This window comes from Maribellus luteus (genome assembly GCF_003576475.1).
Taxonomy (GTDB): Bacteria; Bacteroidota; Bacteroidia; order Bacteroidales; family Prolixibacteraceae; genus Draconibacterium; species Draconibacterium luteum.
The window spans coordinates 60,947-76,639 of record NZ_QWGR01000016.1 but is presented as its reverse complement, the minus strand read 5'-3'; the positions used below and the strand labels follow the sequence as shown (position 1 = coordinate 76,639).

Sequence of the window (15,693 nt, the reverse complement as noted above, 5' to 3'; positions counted from 1 at the left end):
GAGAAGAAGCGATATTGAACGCTTCATAAAAAAATCTACCTGTATTTAGTATATTTACTGAAAGTTACAGGTAGATTTTTTATTTTGAACAACCTGCATTGAAAACACCAATAATGTAAACATTCCAAAATGAAGCTAACGACCATCTACACATCCAACATCCCCATCGACTGCCACATACTAAAAGGCCGTCTGGAGAGTGAAGGAATTCAAGCTTTTATTTACGACGAAAACCTGGTTTGGGTAAATCCGTTTGATGCGGTAGCCATTGGCGGTGTAAAACTAAAAGTACCGGAAGAACAGGCAGAGAAAGCCCGACAGGTACTGAATTCCATTTCGGAACACAAACTGACGGACAGCAGTGGCTCCTACGATATAGACGAAGCACTTGAGAAAGCGATAAAAAAACAGAATGAAATTTTCCGGATCAAGTCCCTGTTGCGAAAAAAGTCTACGTTACCCGATAATGCAGACGAGATCCAATCGGAGGTATTAACAAAGCCCGAAATTGAGAAGATCCTTGCTGAGGAAGCTGAATTCAAAAAACTGGACAAAAAAGAATTTAGCTTTTCGTGGAAAGAATTCTGGGGCGAACTACTGGACTTCGACGGCAACGTTTTTGGCTATCTCCGGCAAAAACCCGTTGAATATTACCAGGAAAAAGAATTGGTGGAGAGGTTTGGGATTTCTTCGAAAGACGATGTGCTGCGGGTAATCTGTCCGAATTGCCAGTCGACCAATGTGAGTTTTGGCTATGCCACCGACGATAAATGGGATGTTTTGTACCTCATCTTATCGTTTCTGACGACTAGCCCCTTTCCGCTCATCAGAAAAAATTACCATTGCTTTGATTGCGGACACAGCTTTAAACTGGAACACAAATCAAGCAAGCAACAATCGTAAAACTCAAATATCTCCCGGGTAATTGTTGCCAGGAATCTTAAACCTCCACCATTTTCACACCAACCGCTTCAAATTTTCCTTCCAGGATATCAGGCGCAATGGGTCGTCCATTCTTGGTCAGTACAGTGGTAATACGGGCATTTACCATTAGTTTTTCATCCGATTTCCGAATGATCTGCTGATCAAAGATAACGCGCAAACGCCCCTGTTTGCCCATTCTCAGGCGAATCAGAAAAATATCGGCCGGCCGCAACGGAAACTTGTAATCCAGTTCGGCACGAATCACTACCGCGTCAATCCCGTCGTTGTGCAACTCGGCAAAATCCAGTCCGGCAGCATGTAAAAACTTGTGGCGGCAATGTTCCAGATAATTCTGATAAACCGAGTTATTTACAATGCCCTGTAAATCGCATTCGTAATCGCGTACTTCGAGTTCTATTTCAAAATGATGGTCTTGCATGTTGTTGGATTCTTTCTTTTAAAACAAAATGTAACTTATTGTGCCTGACAGCAACTCCAGTAGCTACCCGGAACAATCAGTTACAATCAATAACTTTCTCTTACTTCACCTTAAAATCGAGCAGTTTTTTGCCTTCCAGGTAACCTTCCAGGTGGTCGCCGATTTGCACCGGACCAACGTTGGCGGGTGTACCCGTATAGATGAGATCACCTATTTTCAATGTTACATATTTTGAAACATGGGAAATGATCTCATCAAAGCCAAAAATCATCAGGCCCGAGTGGCCTTCCTGTGCAGTTGTCCCATTGATATCGAGCTTAAAATACAGCGACTCCATATCGGGGAAAATGCTTTTCGGGAAAAAGGTGCTGCTGATTACCGCCGACTGGTCAAAAGCTTTGGCTTTCTCCCAGGGCAAGCCTTTGGCCTTGAGTTGCGCCTGCACATCGCGTGCTGTAAAATCGATGCCCAGCCCAATCTCGTCGTAGTAACGATCGGCAAAGCGCTTCTCTATGTTTTTGCCAATACGGTTGATCTTGATAACCAACTCTATTTCGTGATGAACCTCTTTTGTCCAGTCGGGAATATAAAACGGATCGTTGTTACGAAGCAGGGCCGAATCCGGTTTCATAAAAAACACAGGCTCCTCCGGGACTTCGTTTCCCAATTCTGCGGCATGCGCCACATAATTTCTTCCTATGCAAATAATTTTCATCTCAATTTCTTTTTCGAATGCACCCGCTACTTACTCATCATTTTCAGTTTAAGCTGGGTCAGCACTTTTTTTGTGTAAAGCGGAAATTCGCTGTTCAATATCCAGCCAAAATACCCGGGTTGCTCTTCCAGTACCTGAGCCACCGGAATTCCTTTGTTTTTCCCAAAGTTGAACACCGGCACATCGTTTTCGTCGTAAACAATCCGGCCAACAAAGTCAACGTTCCGGTCGTACGAAGAAAACTCGCTCAGTTGGTCCACGTTGTTTACAATCGGAAGGGATTTATTACCTTTTGCATCTTCATATTCTACTCCGTTATAAACATCGAGCTGCGCCTTTAACACCTCATATGTAGCCTTGGTATCGGCCATGGCGCTGTGTGCATCGATTAATTCCTGGTTACAGTAGAATTTATAGGCAGCCGCCAGCGTTCTCTTTTCCATTTTGTGAAAGATCGCCTGCACATCAATAAACTTTCGTTTTTTTAGGTCGATGTCCACATCGGCACGTAGAAATTCTTCGGCCAAAAGCGGAATATCAAAACGATTGGAATTGAACCCTCCCAGATCGCAGCCTTCCAGAAATTTAGCCAGTGTTTTGGCCACTTCCTTAAAAGTAGGTGCATCTTTTATGTCCTCATCGTAAATTCCGTGAATCATCGAAGCCTCAACGGGAATGGGCATTTCTGGGTTAATACGCAACAGCTTTTCCTCTTCGCTGCCATCTACATTTACTTTTACCAACGCGATTTCCACAATGCGGTCAGTAACAATATTGATCCCCGTAGTTTCGAGATCCAGAAATACAATGGGATTTTTTAAGTGTAATTGCATACCGGTATGAATTAAAAAAGGTATCCTACAATCTGTTGACCCCAGGATACCTTTTCTCTGATTATTAAATTTGATCAGGCATTGATCATCATGGGCATCAAAAGCATCAACATGTCTTCGTCTTCGTGATCGTTCTCGGCCGGGAGTAACAAACCAGCGCGGGTCGGGTCACTTAATTCCAGCCTTACATCACCTGCCGAAATATTGGACAGAATTTCCTGCATAAAGGTTGATTTGAAACCGATTTCGATTTCGTCTCCTTCGTATTCACAAGCCAGTCGTTCAACTGCCGAAATCGAGAAATCGATGTCCTGTGCAGAAACCACCAGTTTGTTATCGTTGATGTTTAATTTTATGAGGTTACTGGCCTGGTTTGAAAATACAGACACCCTTCTTACGGTGTTGTAAAGACTCAGGCGGTCGATAACCATTTTATTTGGGTTGTTGGTTGGAATTACCGAATTGTAACTCGGGTAATTACCTTCCACCAAACGGCAAATCAATTTATAATTGCTCAGTGTAAAAAATGCGTTTTTATCGTCAAACTCTACTTTTACGTCGAATTCTTCTTTAGGAAGAAGGTTTTTCAGCAAACTGGCCGGTTTTTTCGGAAGGATAAAAGACGATTCAAACTCCGACTTCGCATCCATTCTGCGGTAACGAACCAACTTGTGAGCGTCTGACGCAACAAAGCTCATAAAATCGGGCGAAAGTTCCACAAAAATACCGTTCATTACAGGGCGAAGTTCGTCATCTGCCGTAGCAAACAGCGTTTTTTCAATACCTTTTTGCAAAACCACATGGCTTACATTGATCGACGAAGCACCTTCTTCATCCAGCCCGGGCTGTTCCGGAAAATCTTCCGGATCCTGTCCCATAATGCTGAATTTACCGTTGTCGGAAAAGATTTCAACATGAAACGAACCTTTGTCGATCTGGAAAGTCAGTGGCTGCTCCGGAAATTCCTTCAAAGTATCTGTAATTAGTTTCGCCGGAACGGCAACAGCACCTGTCCCGTCAATATTGTCCAACTCGATACTGGTAATCAAAGTCGATTCCAGATCGGAAGCTGTAATGGTCAGCTCCGAATCGTTTAACTGAAACAAAAAGTTATCCAGTATCGGCATAGTACTTTTACTGCTGATTACCTTGCTGATAGCAGAAAGGTGACTCAGTAATTCAGTGCTTGAAACAACAAACTTCATGTGCTTATTATGTTTTTTTGATTTTTAATTCCGTATGAGATTTTTAGTTCTCCAAGTACACGAATATACAAACTTTAATAATATTAACCTACCTGACTTTTCGCGAAAATACCCACGATTTATGAACGGGTATAACGATACTTACGAACAAGGTTGTATACCAGGCCGAAAAGTGCCATGACCAAAGCGGGTAACAAAACATTCAGCCATTGCCAGAATGCTTTTTGCTCCCGTAACTTCACCTGATCGAGCAGCCGGAGCTTAATTGTACGGTTTCGAAGTTGCATGATACCGCGGTCGTCGTTCAGGTAAAAAAGCGTGTTCATCAGAAACTCCTTGTTACCCCAGGCACGCCGGGTCACTTTATCGTATCCCATTTCGCTGATTTGCGGACGCTCGCCCGAATAATTCACCAGGTTTGCGATCATTCCGGCATCGGCAAAAACAACCATTTTGCTTGGCTGGCTTTCATTTAAAGTGGAAGCCGATGAAAAACCCCACTGTTCCACCATCCGGTTCTTATACAGCGAAGTAAATGTTCCTTCCATCAGCACTCCCACCGGAATAAAAGGCGTGTTGAACAATTCGCGGGCGGGTGGATTGTCGATATTTTGCAGACTTACCGACGAAGGCGATTTTACCCTCCGGGCATAAGGCGAAGTGGAAAGAATCACCGTTTTGGTAAGTCCGGGTGTTCCGGAAACGGTATCGACCGATGAAACGTATTCGGCAAAAACACGGTTCAGGTTTCGGCTGAGCGGATGATTATCGTTGGGTGTCAGCAAAGGCGAGTAATACCAGGGATGAAGCGTGTACTTTGGCTGGGCTCCGGCGGGAGCGGTATTCACAGCCAATTGTGAACAATTTACATCCTGAAGTAATTCGTAATTCAAACGGGCTCCGTATTTAAACAACTGGTCGCCCAGGTTGATATCATGCGGAAACGCAAAAGTCCGGAATCCGCGCGACAAACTGTCAACATCTACTTTTACGGGATCGATTAACCAAACCACTTTTCCTCCGTTCATGATGTATTGATCGATGATGTATTTATCGGGTTCACTAAAGGGCTGATCGGGACCGGCAATCACCAGAATATCAAAATTATCGGCATACTTTCCGAGCAAGGTCGTATTTACACGCGTCACTTCAAAGTCACCCGAAAGTGCATTGGCAAAATCCATCACTTGGTACTGATCCAATTCGCCGTGTCCCTCAAGGAAAGCAACGGTCGATTTTTTGCCGCGCATCAGCTTTTGAAAAGCATTTACCAATTCAAACTCCACACTTTCTACCGAGTGATTTATATTGTATTCGCCCGAAAAATCCTGGTTTGATTTCAGAAAATTAACAGCTACTTCTTTCCCTCCTATTTGAATAAGCGCTCCCGGAATAATAAGTTTTGTTGCTACTCCCGTTTCAGTTTTGTGTCTGAAACTGGTAGGTTTGATACCTTTTTCGTAGAGTTCCTGTATTTTTTCTTCGCGTTTCTCCGGGTTCACAACCTGGTAAATATCGGTAACTTTTATGCGAATTGGTTTCGAAGAATAGGCATTTAGCACTGCTACCTTTTCAAAAACCTCGCGTTGCAATTTTTTTAATCCGGGCTCCAACTCTCCTTCCAAAAAGAATTCGACCGAAACCGGTTCCTGAATCTCCGCAGCAATTTGCTTACTAATCGGCGAAAGCGAATAACGTTTATCAACGGTTAAATCAATCCGAAGCAAAAAACTGGAAGAGGCAAAAAACACCACAAGAACAGCTAAAGTCACCAGCACCAGCCGGGTACGTATAATCTTCCTTTTGACGTTTCCCTTGCGAAGAAACACGGCCGTAAAAAACAGGAAAAGAAAAGTCATCCCCAAAAAGTAGATCACATCTTCGAGATCGATCACTCCGCGCGAAGCCGACAGAAAATGCTCGTTAATGCTCAACCACGTCAGCATTTGCTCTACCCAGTATGGAATTCCGGACGAAGCCGCAAACTCAAATCCCAGGTAAAAAACAAACGACAACACCATGGACAGAATGAAGCTAACGATCTGGTTGTCGGTTAACGACGAGGTAAAAACCCCGATGGCCACGTAAATGGTTGCCAAAAAGAAAAGCCCGAAAAACGATCCCCAGGTGGCACCTGTATCGATACTTCCCACCGGATTTCCAAGCAGGTAAACCGACAGAAAGTACAACAAAGTAGGCAGCAGCGAAATAAACACCAGCACCATTCCGGCCAGGAATTTGGCGAACACCAGCTGAAATGCAGAAACCGGGCGGGTAAGCAACAGTTCGATGGTTCCGCTTCGTTTTTCGTCGGCAAAAAAACGCATGGTAATGGCCGGAATCAGAAATAGATACAGCCAGGGAGCCAGCGAAAAAAACGGGTCGAGCGTAGAATATCCGCTTCCGACAATGTTAAAATCTCCGGGAAACACCCACAGAAACAGGCCACTGACCAAAAGAAAAACCAACACTGCCAGGTAACCGATCAGCGACCCCAGAAATGTTTTGATCTCTTTTTTGAACAAGCTATACACTTCGGCAAAAAGTTTTAAGGTGAACGTCTTTCCTGACGCTTTCAATATTTTTCAGGGCAGAAATTTAATGTTTTTCCGCTGTTTTCAACAATTCAACCATTTTATCTGCTGCCCGTTTAGAACAACCCGGTTCGCCCATCATCTCCCATAACTGCTGATAATCGGCCCGTATCTGAGCCCGGTATTCTTTGTTGTAAAGCAACTTTTGCATTTCGCTTTTTACGTTTTTCAAAGTCATTTTCGCCTGTACAAGTTCCCTCACAATCTCACGCTCCATAATAATATTCGGAAGCGATACCCCTACCATCTTAAAAATAAAATGACGGAAAATAAAATCGGTTACCCAACCGCCTTCCACTTTGTAAATCACGGTTTGCGGCACCCCGAACAAAGCCGTTTCCAATGCCGCCGTTCCGGAGGCAACCAGCGCCGTGTGCGCGTTATTCAGCAAATCGTAGGTTTGATCGTAAATAAGTTTTATGTCCGCATCCTTCAGATAAGACTGATACAACGAATCGTCGATGCTTTTTACCCCGGCCAGCACAAACTGAAAATCAGGAAAAAGAGAGGAGATAACCTTCATTACCGGCAGCGTTCGTTTAATTTCCTGCACCCGGCTACCGGCCAGCAAGGCTACCAAAGGTCTTTCACCCAGCTGATTTTTTTGGATAAATTCCGGCCCCGACAGGGCTGTTTTCTGAAATTCGGCAAACGAATCCATCAGCGGATTTCCCACATAATGAACGTCCATCCCGTGCTTTCGGTAAAAACCGGTTTCAAACGGAAAAATGGTAAACATTTCGTCCACACAAGCTTTGATCTTTTTCACCCGGTACTCTTTCCAGGCCCAAACCTTCGGAGAAATGTAGTAGTATACTTTAATGTTGTTTTGTTTGGCAAACTCTGCAATCCTCAGGTTAAACCCGGGATAATCAATCAGGATCAGCACATCGGGTTTAAACTGAAGCAGGTCTTTTTTGCAAAATTCGAGGTTTCGGGCAATGGTTTTCAAGTTCAGAATAACATTCAAAAAACCCATAAAAGCCATTTCGCGGTAGTGTTTTACCAACTCCCCGTCAACGGCCTGCATCAGGTCGCCACCAAAATAGCGAAATACAGCCCCCGAATCTGCTGTTTTCAGTTCTTTCATCAGGTTCGATCCGTGCAAATCACCTGATGCCTCGCCTGCTATCAGATAATACCTCATCTATACGGCTTTTGATATGAGCACCACAAAAGCATAGAGCAAAGTAGCCCCCAACACACCACGTGCCGCCCGTTCGTGTTTCATCTTCAGAAAAACCCAAAATACCGCCAGGTTGGTAAACACACACAAACTGCCAATTTTTACCAGGGCATGAATGCGCCACAACCCTTTCAGGTATTCAGAAAATGCAATCTCCGGGTCGTTCACGAGGTAAACAATCAGGAAGATCACCAGGGGCAAAAGCAGGCCCGCCAAAAGTCCGGCACCAACGGTATCCAGTTTATGTCTGCGGTTTCGTTGCATATCAGAATTTCCAGTCTTTCAGTTGCTCCAAGGTTTTGTAACAGGTCATATCAACGGTCACGGGAACTACCGATGCATAGCTGTTTTTAAGTGCGTGCATATCGGTTTCCGATGCATCTTCTTCGAAATTCTTGAAGTATCCTGCCAGCCAGTGGTATTCACGACCGTGCGGATCGGTTCTTTTTTCAAACTCTTCCACCCATTTACCATGTGCCTGCCTGCATATTTTAATTCCCTTTGGCTTGCCTTTGGGAATGTTCACATTCAAACAAACAAAAGGCGGCAAACCATTCTCCATTACGCTCTGAAAAACACGCGCCACCACCAACTTTGCTTTTGAGAAGTCGGCATCGGCACTGAAATCATCCAACGAAAACCCGATGGAAGGAACTCCGTGCAAACCACCTTCGATGGCGGCTCCCATTGTTCCGCTGTAAATAACACTGATCGAGGAATTTGCCCCGTGATTAATACCGGAAACAACATAATCGGGGATACGCGGCAAAAGGCTGTTAAAACTAAGTTTCACGCTGTCAACCGGAGTACCGTTGCTTTTGTAGGTAGGCACCCCGTGAATCTGTTCAACCGGGATGGCCCGCAAAGGGTGATCAACGGTTATACCACATCCCTTCCCCGACATGGAGACTTCGGATGAAATAACGATTACTTCTCCGAAAAACTGCATTACCTCTACCAACTCTCTCAGCCCTTTGGCATGAATTCCGTCGTCGTTGGTTACTAATATTAATGGCTTATCTGACATACATTTTTTGTGTGAGCAACAAAGATAGTCAGAATTTGAGAGGATAAAGAAAGAAACATAAATAAGCGGCAAGTTAATTGGCTCCCATCCCGTTTCCTCCTGACCGTCAACGGCAGTAAAGAATTCGGAAACACTTACCAACCCCGAACCCCTCATCCATCATTCTGATATTTTTACAAAGTGCCTTGTTTATCTTCATGCATTTTTACTACTTTTAACCCTGATACGGATGACGCTTATACCTGTACCAACATAAAACCAAACGTTTAGATAAAAATGCCATGCGGAAGATTCTTGCAGTGGATGATAATTTGATAAACCTTGAGCTCCTCGGGCACATTATCAGAAAGCATTACCCCGACTTTCTGTTCGTCGCAGCACAGAGTGGAGAAGAGGGGATCGAGAAGGCGACCAAAGAGTTGCCCGATCTTGTGCTGCTTGACATTATGATGCCCGGGCTGGATGGCTACGAAACCTGTCGTATTTTAAAGGACAATGTAAAAACCAAACAGATTCCCATCATCATGGTTTCGGCCCTCGGACACGATAGTTCGGAACGTTCGAAGGGCCTGAATGCCGGCGCCGATTCTTTTCTCTCAAAGCCCTATGATCAGGCTGAATTATCGGCCCAGATAAATGTGGCCATGCGCATTAAAGAATACCAGGAAAGGCTTCGGAAAATGAATTCGGAACTAACACTGGTGGAAGAACGTGAACGCCGCCGTGTTGCAGAAAACCTTCACGACAGTTTGGGACAAACCCTTTCACTGGCGTTTATGAATCTGTCATCGATTGACGTACAGAATTGTTCTCCGCAAATAAAAAAAACAATCGAATTTACCTCCAGTCTGCTCAACAAAGCCATCCAGGAATCGCGTACCTTAACGTACGACCTGAGTCCTCCCATTCTTTATGAACTCGGGCTTATTCCGGCGGTAAGCTGGAAACTGGAACAGTTTGAGAAAAACTTTCAGATTAAAACCACCTTTAAGGTAGGCGACTATAAAAATGGGCAAAGCAAGGAAAACGAAATTTTTCTCTACCGCATCATCGGAGAGCTTTTAACCAATATACAGAAACATGCCAGGGCCTCCGAGGTAAAAGTCTCGGTCGACACAAACGACGAGGCTCACGTTATTTTGGTGGAAGACAATGGTGTAGGTATTGATCCGGCAAAAATAAAAGCTCCAAATTTAGAAGGAGGATTTGGATTATTGAGCATTTACGAGCGCGTCGACAGTATCAACGGATCATTCAAAATACACCCAACCGGTAAAGGAACACGTGCCAAAATAGTTTTGCCGGTTAACAAACAGTGCGACTGACAGAATTAACAACCCAAGTATAGAACAATGAAAATTAAAGTTATTGTTGCCGACGACCATCAGTTATTCAGAGAAGGCCTTAAAAACCTGCTGGAAACCGATGAAACCATTGAAGTAATTGCACAGTCAGAAAACGGAAATGCAGCCATTGAAATGGCGCAACGCCTAAAACCCGATGTGCTTTTGACCGACATTGCCATGCCCGATATGAACGGCATTGAAGCCACCCGGCTTCTAAAAGAAAAATTGCCCGAGATAAAGGTGATTGCCGTCTCTATGCATTCCGACAAACAATACGTAAAAGGAATGCTCGAAGCAGGAGCCGATGCTTACCTGCTTAAAAACTCAACACACCGCCAGCTGATCGATGCTGTTCATTCGGTTTTTAACGGGAAGAAATTCCTTAGCGAAGACATAACCGAACTGGTAATCAATGGCTACCTTGACGCAGCCAATACCAAAGACGACAGTTACAATCAGTTGTCAGACCGAGAAAAGGAGATTTTCATGCTACTGGCCGAAGGTATTTCAACCCGTGAAATCGGAGAAAAATTATTTATCAGCGTTAAAACTGTGGGAACCCACAAACAGAACATTCTGGACAAGCTAAACCTGAAAAATAATTCCGACGTGGTAAAGTACGCACTAAAAAGAGGACTGATCCATTTGGAATAGACTGTGTAAACACACCACGCTCAAAAGAACGTGATTTACCAGTAAAAGCATAATTATTATTCATTCTCATATTGGTTTGATTTATACCTTAATTCGCAAGCGGAATTCAACAGCACACAGATAACGCAGATTTACGCAGATAATGATTTCACCCAAATGGGTGAAATAAGATTTGCGATGATCTGCGCAATCTGCGGGAAACAAAAAGTACTTAAAAAACTAAGGTAATAACCAAAATCAAAATCCAGTGCTTCTCGTTTTCAGCTATGTAAACGAAAAGAAGCTGTCAAGTCCCGAAATCTTTTTGTAGATTCATGCAGGCTTCTGATTCTGTTGGAGTTTATTACCTTCAATCAGGAAGATGCTTCTGTTGAATTACGAACAACTGTTTCGCTGCGGTATAAGCCGTATGGAAATACAATAAATGGAAACAGGATGAAAAAGATTGTTGTACTGGGTGCCGGATTGGTAGGCAGTGTAATCGCCAAAGACCTGTCGAAAAACCATCAGGTTACGAGTGTAGATATCGATCCTTCTACTGCTCAGAAATTTCTGGATTTTCCGGAAATAAGAACCATTCTGGCCGACCTGAAAGACCCCACAAAAATCAGGGAAATTGTTCGCGGGTTTGACCTCGTTATCGGGGCCGTTCCCGGCTTTATGGGTTATCATACCATGAAAACGGTGATCGAAACGGGGCGAGACATGGTTGACATTTCGTTTATGCCGGAAGATTTTCTGGCCCTGAACGGATTAGCTCAAAAGCACAAAGTTACGGTAGTGGCCGATTGTGGTGTAGCTCCCGGAATGGGAAACATTATCCTCGGACACCACAACCGCGAAATGCATGTTCATTCGTATGAATGTTTGGTGGGAGGACTCCCGGTGGTTCGCGAGTGGCCCTACGAATACAAAGCCGTTTTTTCTCCCATCGATATAATCGAAGAATACACCCGGCCCGCGCGCTATATTCAGAATTATGAAATGGTGACCAAAGAAGCACTTTCCGATCCGGAGCTGCTTCATTTTGAAGGAGTGGGAACCCTGGAATCGTGGAATTCTGACGGACTGCGATCACTCATGTTTACCATGAAAAACATTCCGCACATGATCGAAAAAACACTTCGTTACCCGGGATGCATTGAATACCTGCGGGTGTTGCGCGCATCCGGATTTTTCTCGTACGAAGAAATAGAAGTAAACGGCACAAAAATCCGCCCCATAGATGTAACGGCCAAACTGCTTTTTCCCAAATGGCAGTTAAAGGAAGGCGAAGAAGATTTTACCATCATGCGAATCACCATAAAGGGAACGGAAAACGGCACAAGTAAAACATACACCTACGACCTTCTGGATAAGTTTGACCGTACCAGCAAAACCATTTCGATGGCACGCACAACAGGATACACCTGCACGGCGGTTGCCAATTTATTGCTCGACGGCGGTTTTTCGGAACATGGTGTAAGCGCCCCCGAAACTCTTGGTGCCGGAGTTGGAAATTTGGGATACATTTTTAAATACCTCGAAGAAAGAAACGTTATTTACCGACGCACCTGAATCCGTTTTAAACCTTTTCGGCAGAAGGGCGTCATAGTTTACTGAAATTTGAACTGACTTGAACCATCAATTTTTCCGAATAAAGCCCGGATCAGAAACGCTCAGACACACGCAGATAGTTTTCTCCCTGCACCCGTATTTTGTTTAAAACCAAATAGTATACACTCATGAAAAAACTGCTGTTCATTTTTACTTTTTCCGTGCTGGCTGTTCTGGCATTTGCGCAAAACGAAAAGCGCCCCTTAACGTTTGATGACATCCTGAAATGGAACAGGATTACGGAAACCCACCTTTCCAACAACGGCAAATACATTGTTTACAAAGAAGAACCGTGGAAAGGAGATCCTGTACTAAAGATAACCACTCCTGCCGGCGAGGAAAAAGCATCTATTAAATGCGGAACCGGAGCTAAAATTACAGCCGATTCCCGATTTTTGGTGTTCACTTTAAAAGCTCCGGAAGACAGTGTCCGAGCCCTGAAATTAAAAAAGACAAAAAAAGAAGACCTTCCCAAAGACCAGCTTGTAATTTACGATCTCGACAAAGGAACGCAGGAAGTGATTGAGCAAATAAAATCATTTAAAATACCTGCAGAATGGTCGGGTTGGATTGCCTACCAGACTGAAAAAACCGACACTACTTCCCGTTCAGACAAAAAAGAAAAGAAAAACGGCAAAGACGAAACACTTCCGCTGGTGATAAAAAACCTCATTAATGGCGAAGAAAAAGAATTCCCGGCAGTAAGCAGCTACGAATTTTCTGAAGAAAATAAAATACTTGCCTTTGTGTCAGAAGGCGACAGTGTTTTCGATGCCGGTGTTTATGTATGGGAAAACGGAAATGAGCAAAAAATCCTGGATGCAAAAGGCGACTTCAAACAACTTACGCTAAGCAAAACGGCCAACAAGGTGGCATTCCTGGCCGATACTACCGGTTCGAAAGAAAAAAGCTATGCACTGTATTTGTGGTCTGGCAATGAAAGTGCAGAAATCATCGCAGCCAATGATAACAAGGCCATTCCCGAAGGCTGGGAAATCAGTTCCAACGGCCGGCTTTCGTTTTCGGATAACAACGAACGCCTGTTTTTTGGGACTGCGCCAGTTCCAGCAGAAAAGGATACAACAAAGCTGGAAGAAGAAATTCCGATGCTGGATATCTGGCACTGGAACGAAGAAGAGCTGCAAACCGTTCAGCTAAACAACAAATCGCGCGACGAGAAAAAATCATACCTGGCAGTGGTCCATCTTTCCGACAACAAAGCCGTTCAACTCGAAACCGAATTGTTTTCCGGCATCGACCTGATCAACAAAGGCAATGCAGATTATCTGCTGGCCTATTCCAATCGCCCTTACGCGGTGCAGGTAATGTGGGAAGGGCACCCGAACCACCTCGATTTTTACCTGGTCCATATCCGCACCGGCGAGCACAAAATGATCAAAAAAGACTGTCGAGCGCGCCCCATGTCTTCACCCAACGGCAATTACCTTTACTGGTACAATGCCATCGATACTACGTGGAATACTTACAACATAGCTACGGGGAAAGAATTTGTTGTCTCCATTCCCCAACAAATTCAGGTGGCTGATGAACTGAATGACATCCCCAATCCGCCATCGTCATACGGTACAGCGGGCTGGCTGCAACACGACAAGGCACTGCTAATTTACGACCGTTACGATTTATGGCAGGTAGACCCTGAAAATAATTCGGCCCCCTTAAACGTCACCCAAGATGGCCGGAAAAACAAAACCAGCTACCGCCTGGTGAGATTTAATGCCGAAAGGGGCGAAGCACTTGATCCTTCGGAACCATTGCTTTTAAAAGCCTTTGATGACGAGAGTAAAGCAAACAGCTATTTCTCATTTGATTGGGAAAAACCGGAGAAGAAAAAGACCTTGCTGGATGGAAACTTTAAACTCAGTACGCCATCAAAAGCAAAAGATGCTGATGTACTGGTTTTCACCAAAGAGAATTTCCGGACCTATCCCGATCTTCTGGCTACCGACCTGAATTTCAAAAAGCAGGTGCAGATTTCGGATGCAGCCCCTCAGCAAAAAGATTTTATATGGGGAACGGCCGAGTTGGTTTCGTGGCGCTCGCTCGACGGACTGACACTGGAAGGAACCTTGCACAAACCGGAAAATTTCGACACATCGAAAAAATATCCGATGATCGTAAACTTCTACGAGAAAAGTTCGGATGAATTGCTTGAATACCGCATGCCGGAACCCCATCGTTCTACCATCGACTATCATTATTACACCAGCAACGGGTACGTTGTTTTCAACCCCGATGTGCATTACCGGGAAGGCTACCCGGGAGAATCGGCCTTTAACTGCGTGATGCCCGGAATTACCCATATCCTTGAGATGGGCTTTGTGGATCCGAAACGAATCGGGGCGCAGGGGCACAGCTGGGGCGGCTACCAGGTGGCCTACCTTGCCACCCGCACCAACCTCTTTGCTGCCATCGAATCGGGTGCACCCGTTGTAAACATGTTTAGCGCTTACGGTGGAATTCGCTGGGGATCGGGACTGAACCGCGCTTTTCAGTACGAACACACGCAAAGCCGCATCGGAAAGTCGATCTGGGAAGCGCCGCTGCGCTACCTCGAAAATTCGCCGCTGTTTACGCTCGACAAGATAGAGACGCCTATTTTGATCATGCACAACGACGACGACGGAGCCGTACCGTGGTACCAGGGAATTGAGTTTTTTATTGGCTTGCGAAGACTTGGAAAGCCGAGTTGGCTGTTAAACTACAACGACGCCGACCACTGGCCGCTAAAACTCCGCGACAAACATGATTTTCAAATTCGGCTGGCACAGTTTTTTGATCATTACCTGAAAGGTGCTCCGATGCCGGTTTGGATGAGAGAAGGAGTTCCGGCAACCAAAAAAGGAATTGAAATGGGCTATGAACTGACAAAATAAACACTCTTTGGTGATAGTTCAAAGGGCTGTTTCAGAAGTGGCAAATCGGTTTACGCAAAAGAAAAACAGGAAATATTCTGCGTAAAGATCACTTTTGGAACAGCCTTTTTTCTGAAAGTCGATTTTCTAAAAAATCCAATTCTCAATTTTGAATGTAAAATATCCAACAAAATCCGGAAATTTGAATATTGGGAATTCAATATTGGATATTCAAAAAATTAAAAACAAATCCCGGATTGGAGTATACATCTTAACTTTCATTTCTGTTGGTGATTCCCGC

13 protein-coding genes are annotated in these 15,693 nt (G+C 44.4%); 5 read left to right on the top strand and 8 right to left on the bottom strand.

The annotated features are described in order from the left end of the window. The first annotated feature begins 129 nt into the window (after positions 1–129). Complete coding sequence (locus D1614_RS19905; RefSeq protein WP_119439738.1) at positions 130–903, top strand: putative signal transducing protein; 774 nt, start codon at positions 130–132, stop codon at positions 901–903. A gap of 37 nt (positions 904–940) precedes the next feature. On the opposite strand, the gene D1614_RS19900 is transcribed toward D1614_RS19905, so the two are convergent. From D1614_RS19900 to surE, 8 genes are all read right to left on the bottom strand, one after another. Then, positions 941–1,363 carry an acyl-CoA thioesterase gene (locus tag D1614_RS19900; protein WP_119439737.1) on the bottom strand — a complete coding sequence of 141 codons (423 nt, stop codon included), beginning with the start codon at positions 1,361–1,363 and terminating at the stop codon, positions 941–943. 100 nt (positions 1,364–1,463) lie between these two features. Then, positions 1,464–2,078, bottom strand: a complete 615-nt coding sequence (locus D1614_RS19895) for a fumarylacetoacetate hydrolase family protein (RefSeq protein ID WP_119439736.1) — start codon at positions 2,076–2,078, stop codon at positions 1,464–1,466. A gap of 26 nt (positions 2,079–2,104) precedes the next feature. Then, a complete protein-coding gene (locus D1614_RS19890; protein WP_119439735.1) occupies positions 2,105–2,911 on the bottom strand; it encodes a 3'-5' exonuclease in 807 nt (268 codons plus the stop codon). A gap of 74 nt (positions 2,912–2,985) precedes the next feature. Next, positions 2,986–4,116 (bottom strand): DNA polymerase III subunit beta, encoded by a 1,131-nt coding sequence (gene dnaN, locus D1614_RS19885; protein WP_119439734.1) that lies wholly within the window; start codon positions 4,114–4,116, stop codon positions 2,986–2,988. Positions 4,117–4,235: 119 nt separating this feature from the next. Next, positions 4,236–6,695, bottom strand: coding sequence for a gliding motility-associated ABC transporter substrate-binding protein GldG (gldG, locus tag D1614_RS19880; RefSeq protein ID WP_162304581.1), 2,460 nt, complete (start codon positions 6,693–6,695; stop codon positions 4,236–4,238). Positions 6,696–6,714: 19 nt separating this feature from the next. Then, positions 6,715–7,857, bottom strand: a complete 1,143-nt coding sequence (lpxB, locus tag D1614_RS19875; RefSeq protein WP_119439732.1) for a lipid-A-disaccharide synthase — start codon at positions 7,855–7,857, stop codon at positions 6,715–6,717. After that, positions 7,858–8,160: a hypothetical protein gene (locus D1614_RS19870; protein WP_119439731.1), complete on the bottom strand. Its 303-nt coding sequence runs from the start codon at positions 8,158–8,160 to the stop codon at positions 7,858–7,860. Between the two features lies 1 nt (position 8,161). Then, complete coding sequence (surE, locus tag D1614_RS19865; RefSeq protein ID WP_119439782.1) at positions 8,162–8,923, bottom strand: 5'/3'-nucleotidase SurE; 762 nt, start codon at positions 8,921–8,923, stop codon at positions 8,162–8,164. A 281-nt stretch (positions 8,924–9,204) separates the two neighbouring features. Between surE and D1614_RS19860 the strand changes: the two genes are divergently transcribed. From D1614_RS19860 to D1614_RS19845, 4 genes are all read left to right on the top strand, one after another. Then, on the top strand, positions 9,205–10,248 hold the full coding sequence (locus tag D1614_RS19860) for an ATP-binding response regulator (protein ID WP_119439730.1): 1,044 nt from the start codon (positions 9,205–9,207) through the stop codon (positions 10,246–10,248). Between the two features lie 27 nt (positions 10,249–10,275). Then, positions 10,276–10,923, top strand: coding sequence for a response regulator transcription factor (locus D1614_RS19855; RefSeq protein WP_119439729.1), 648 nt, complete (start codon positions 10,276–10,278; stop codon positions 10,921–10,923). A 333-nt stretch (positions 10,924–11,256) separates the two neighbouring features. Next, the gene (locus D1614_RS19850) at positions 11,257–12,480 is read left to right on the top strand and encodes a saccharopine dehydrogenase family protein (protein WP_262707230.1); all 1,224 of its coding nucleotides are present in this window, start codon (positions 11,257–11,259) and stop codon (positions 12,478–12,480) included. A gap of 167 nt (positions 12,481–12,647) precedes the next feature. Continuing rightward, entirely contained in the window at positions 12,648–15,413 is a 2,766-nt protein-coding gene (locus D1614_RS19845; RefSeq protein WP_119439728.1) for an alpha/beta hydrolase family protein, read from the top strand. Positions 15,414–15,693: the final 280 nt, after the last annotated feature.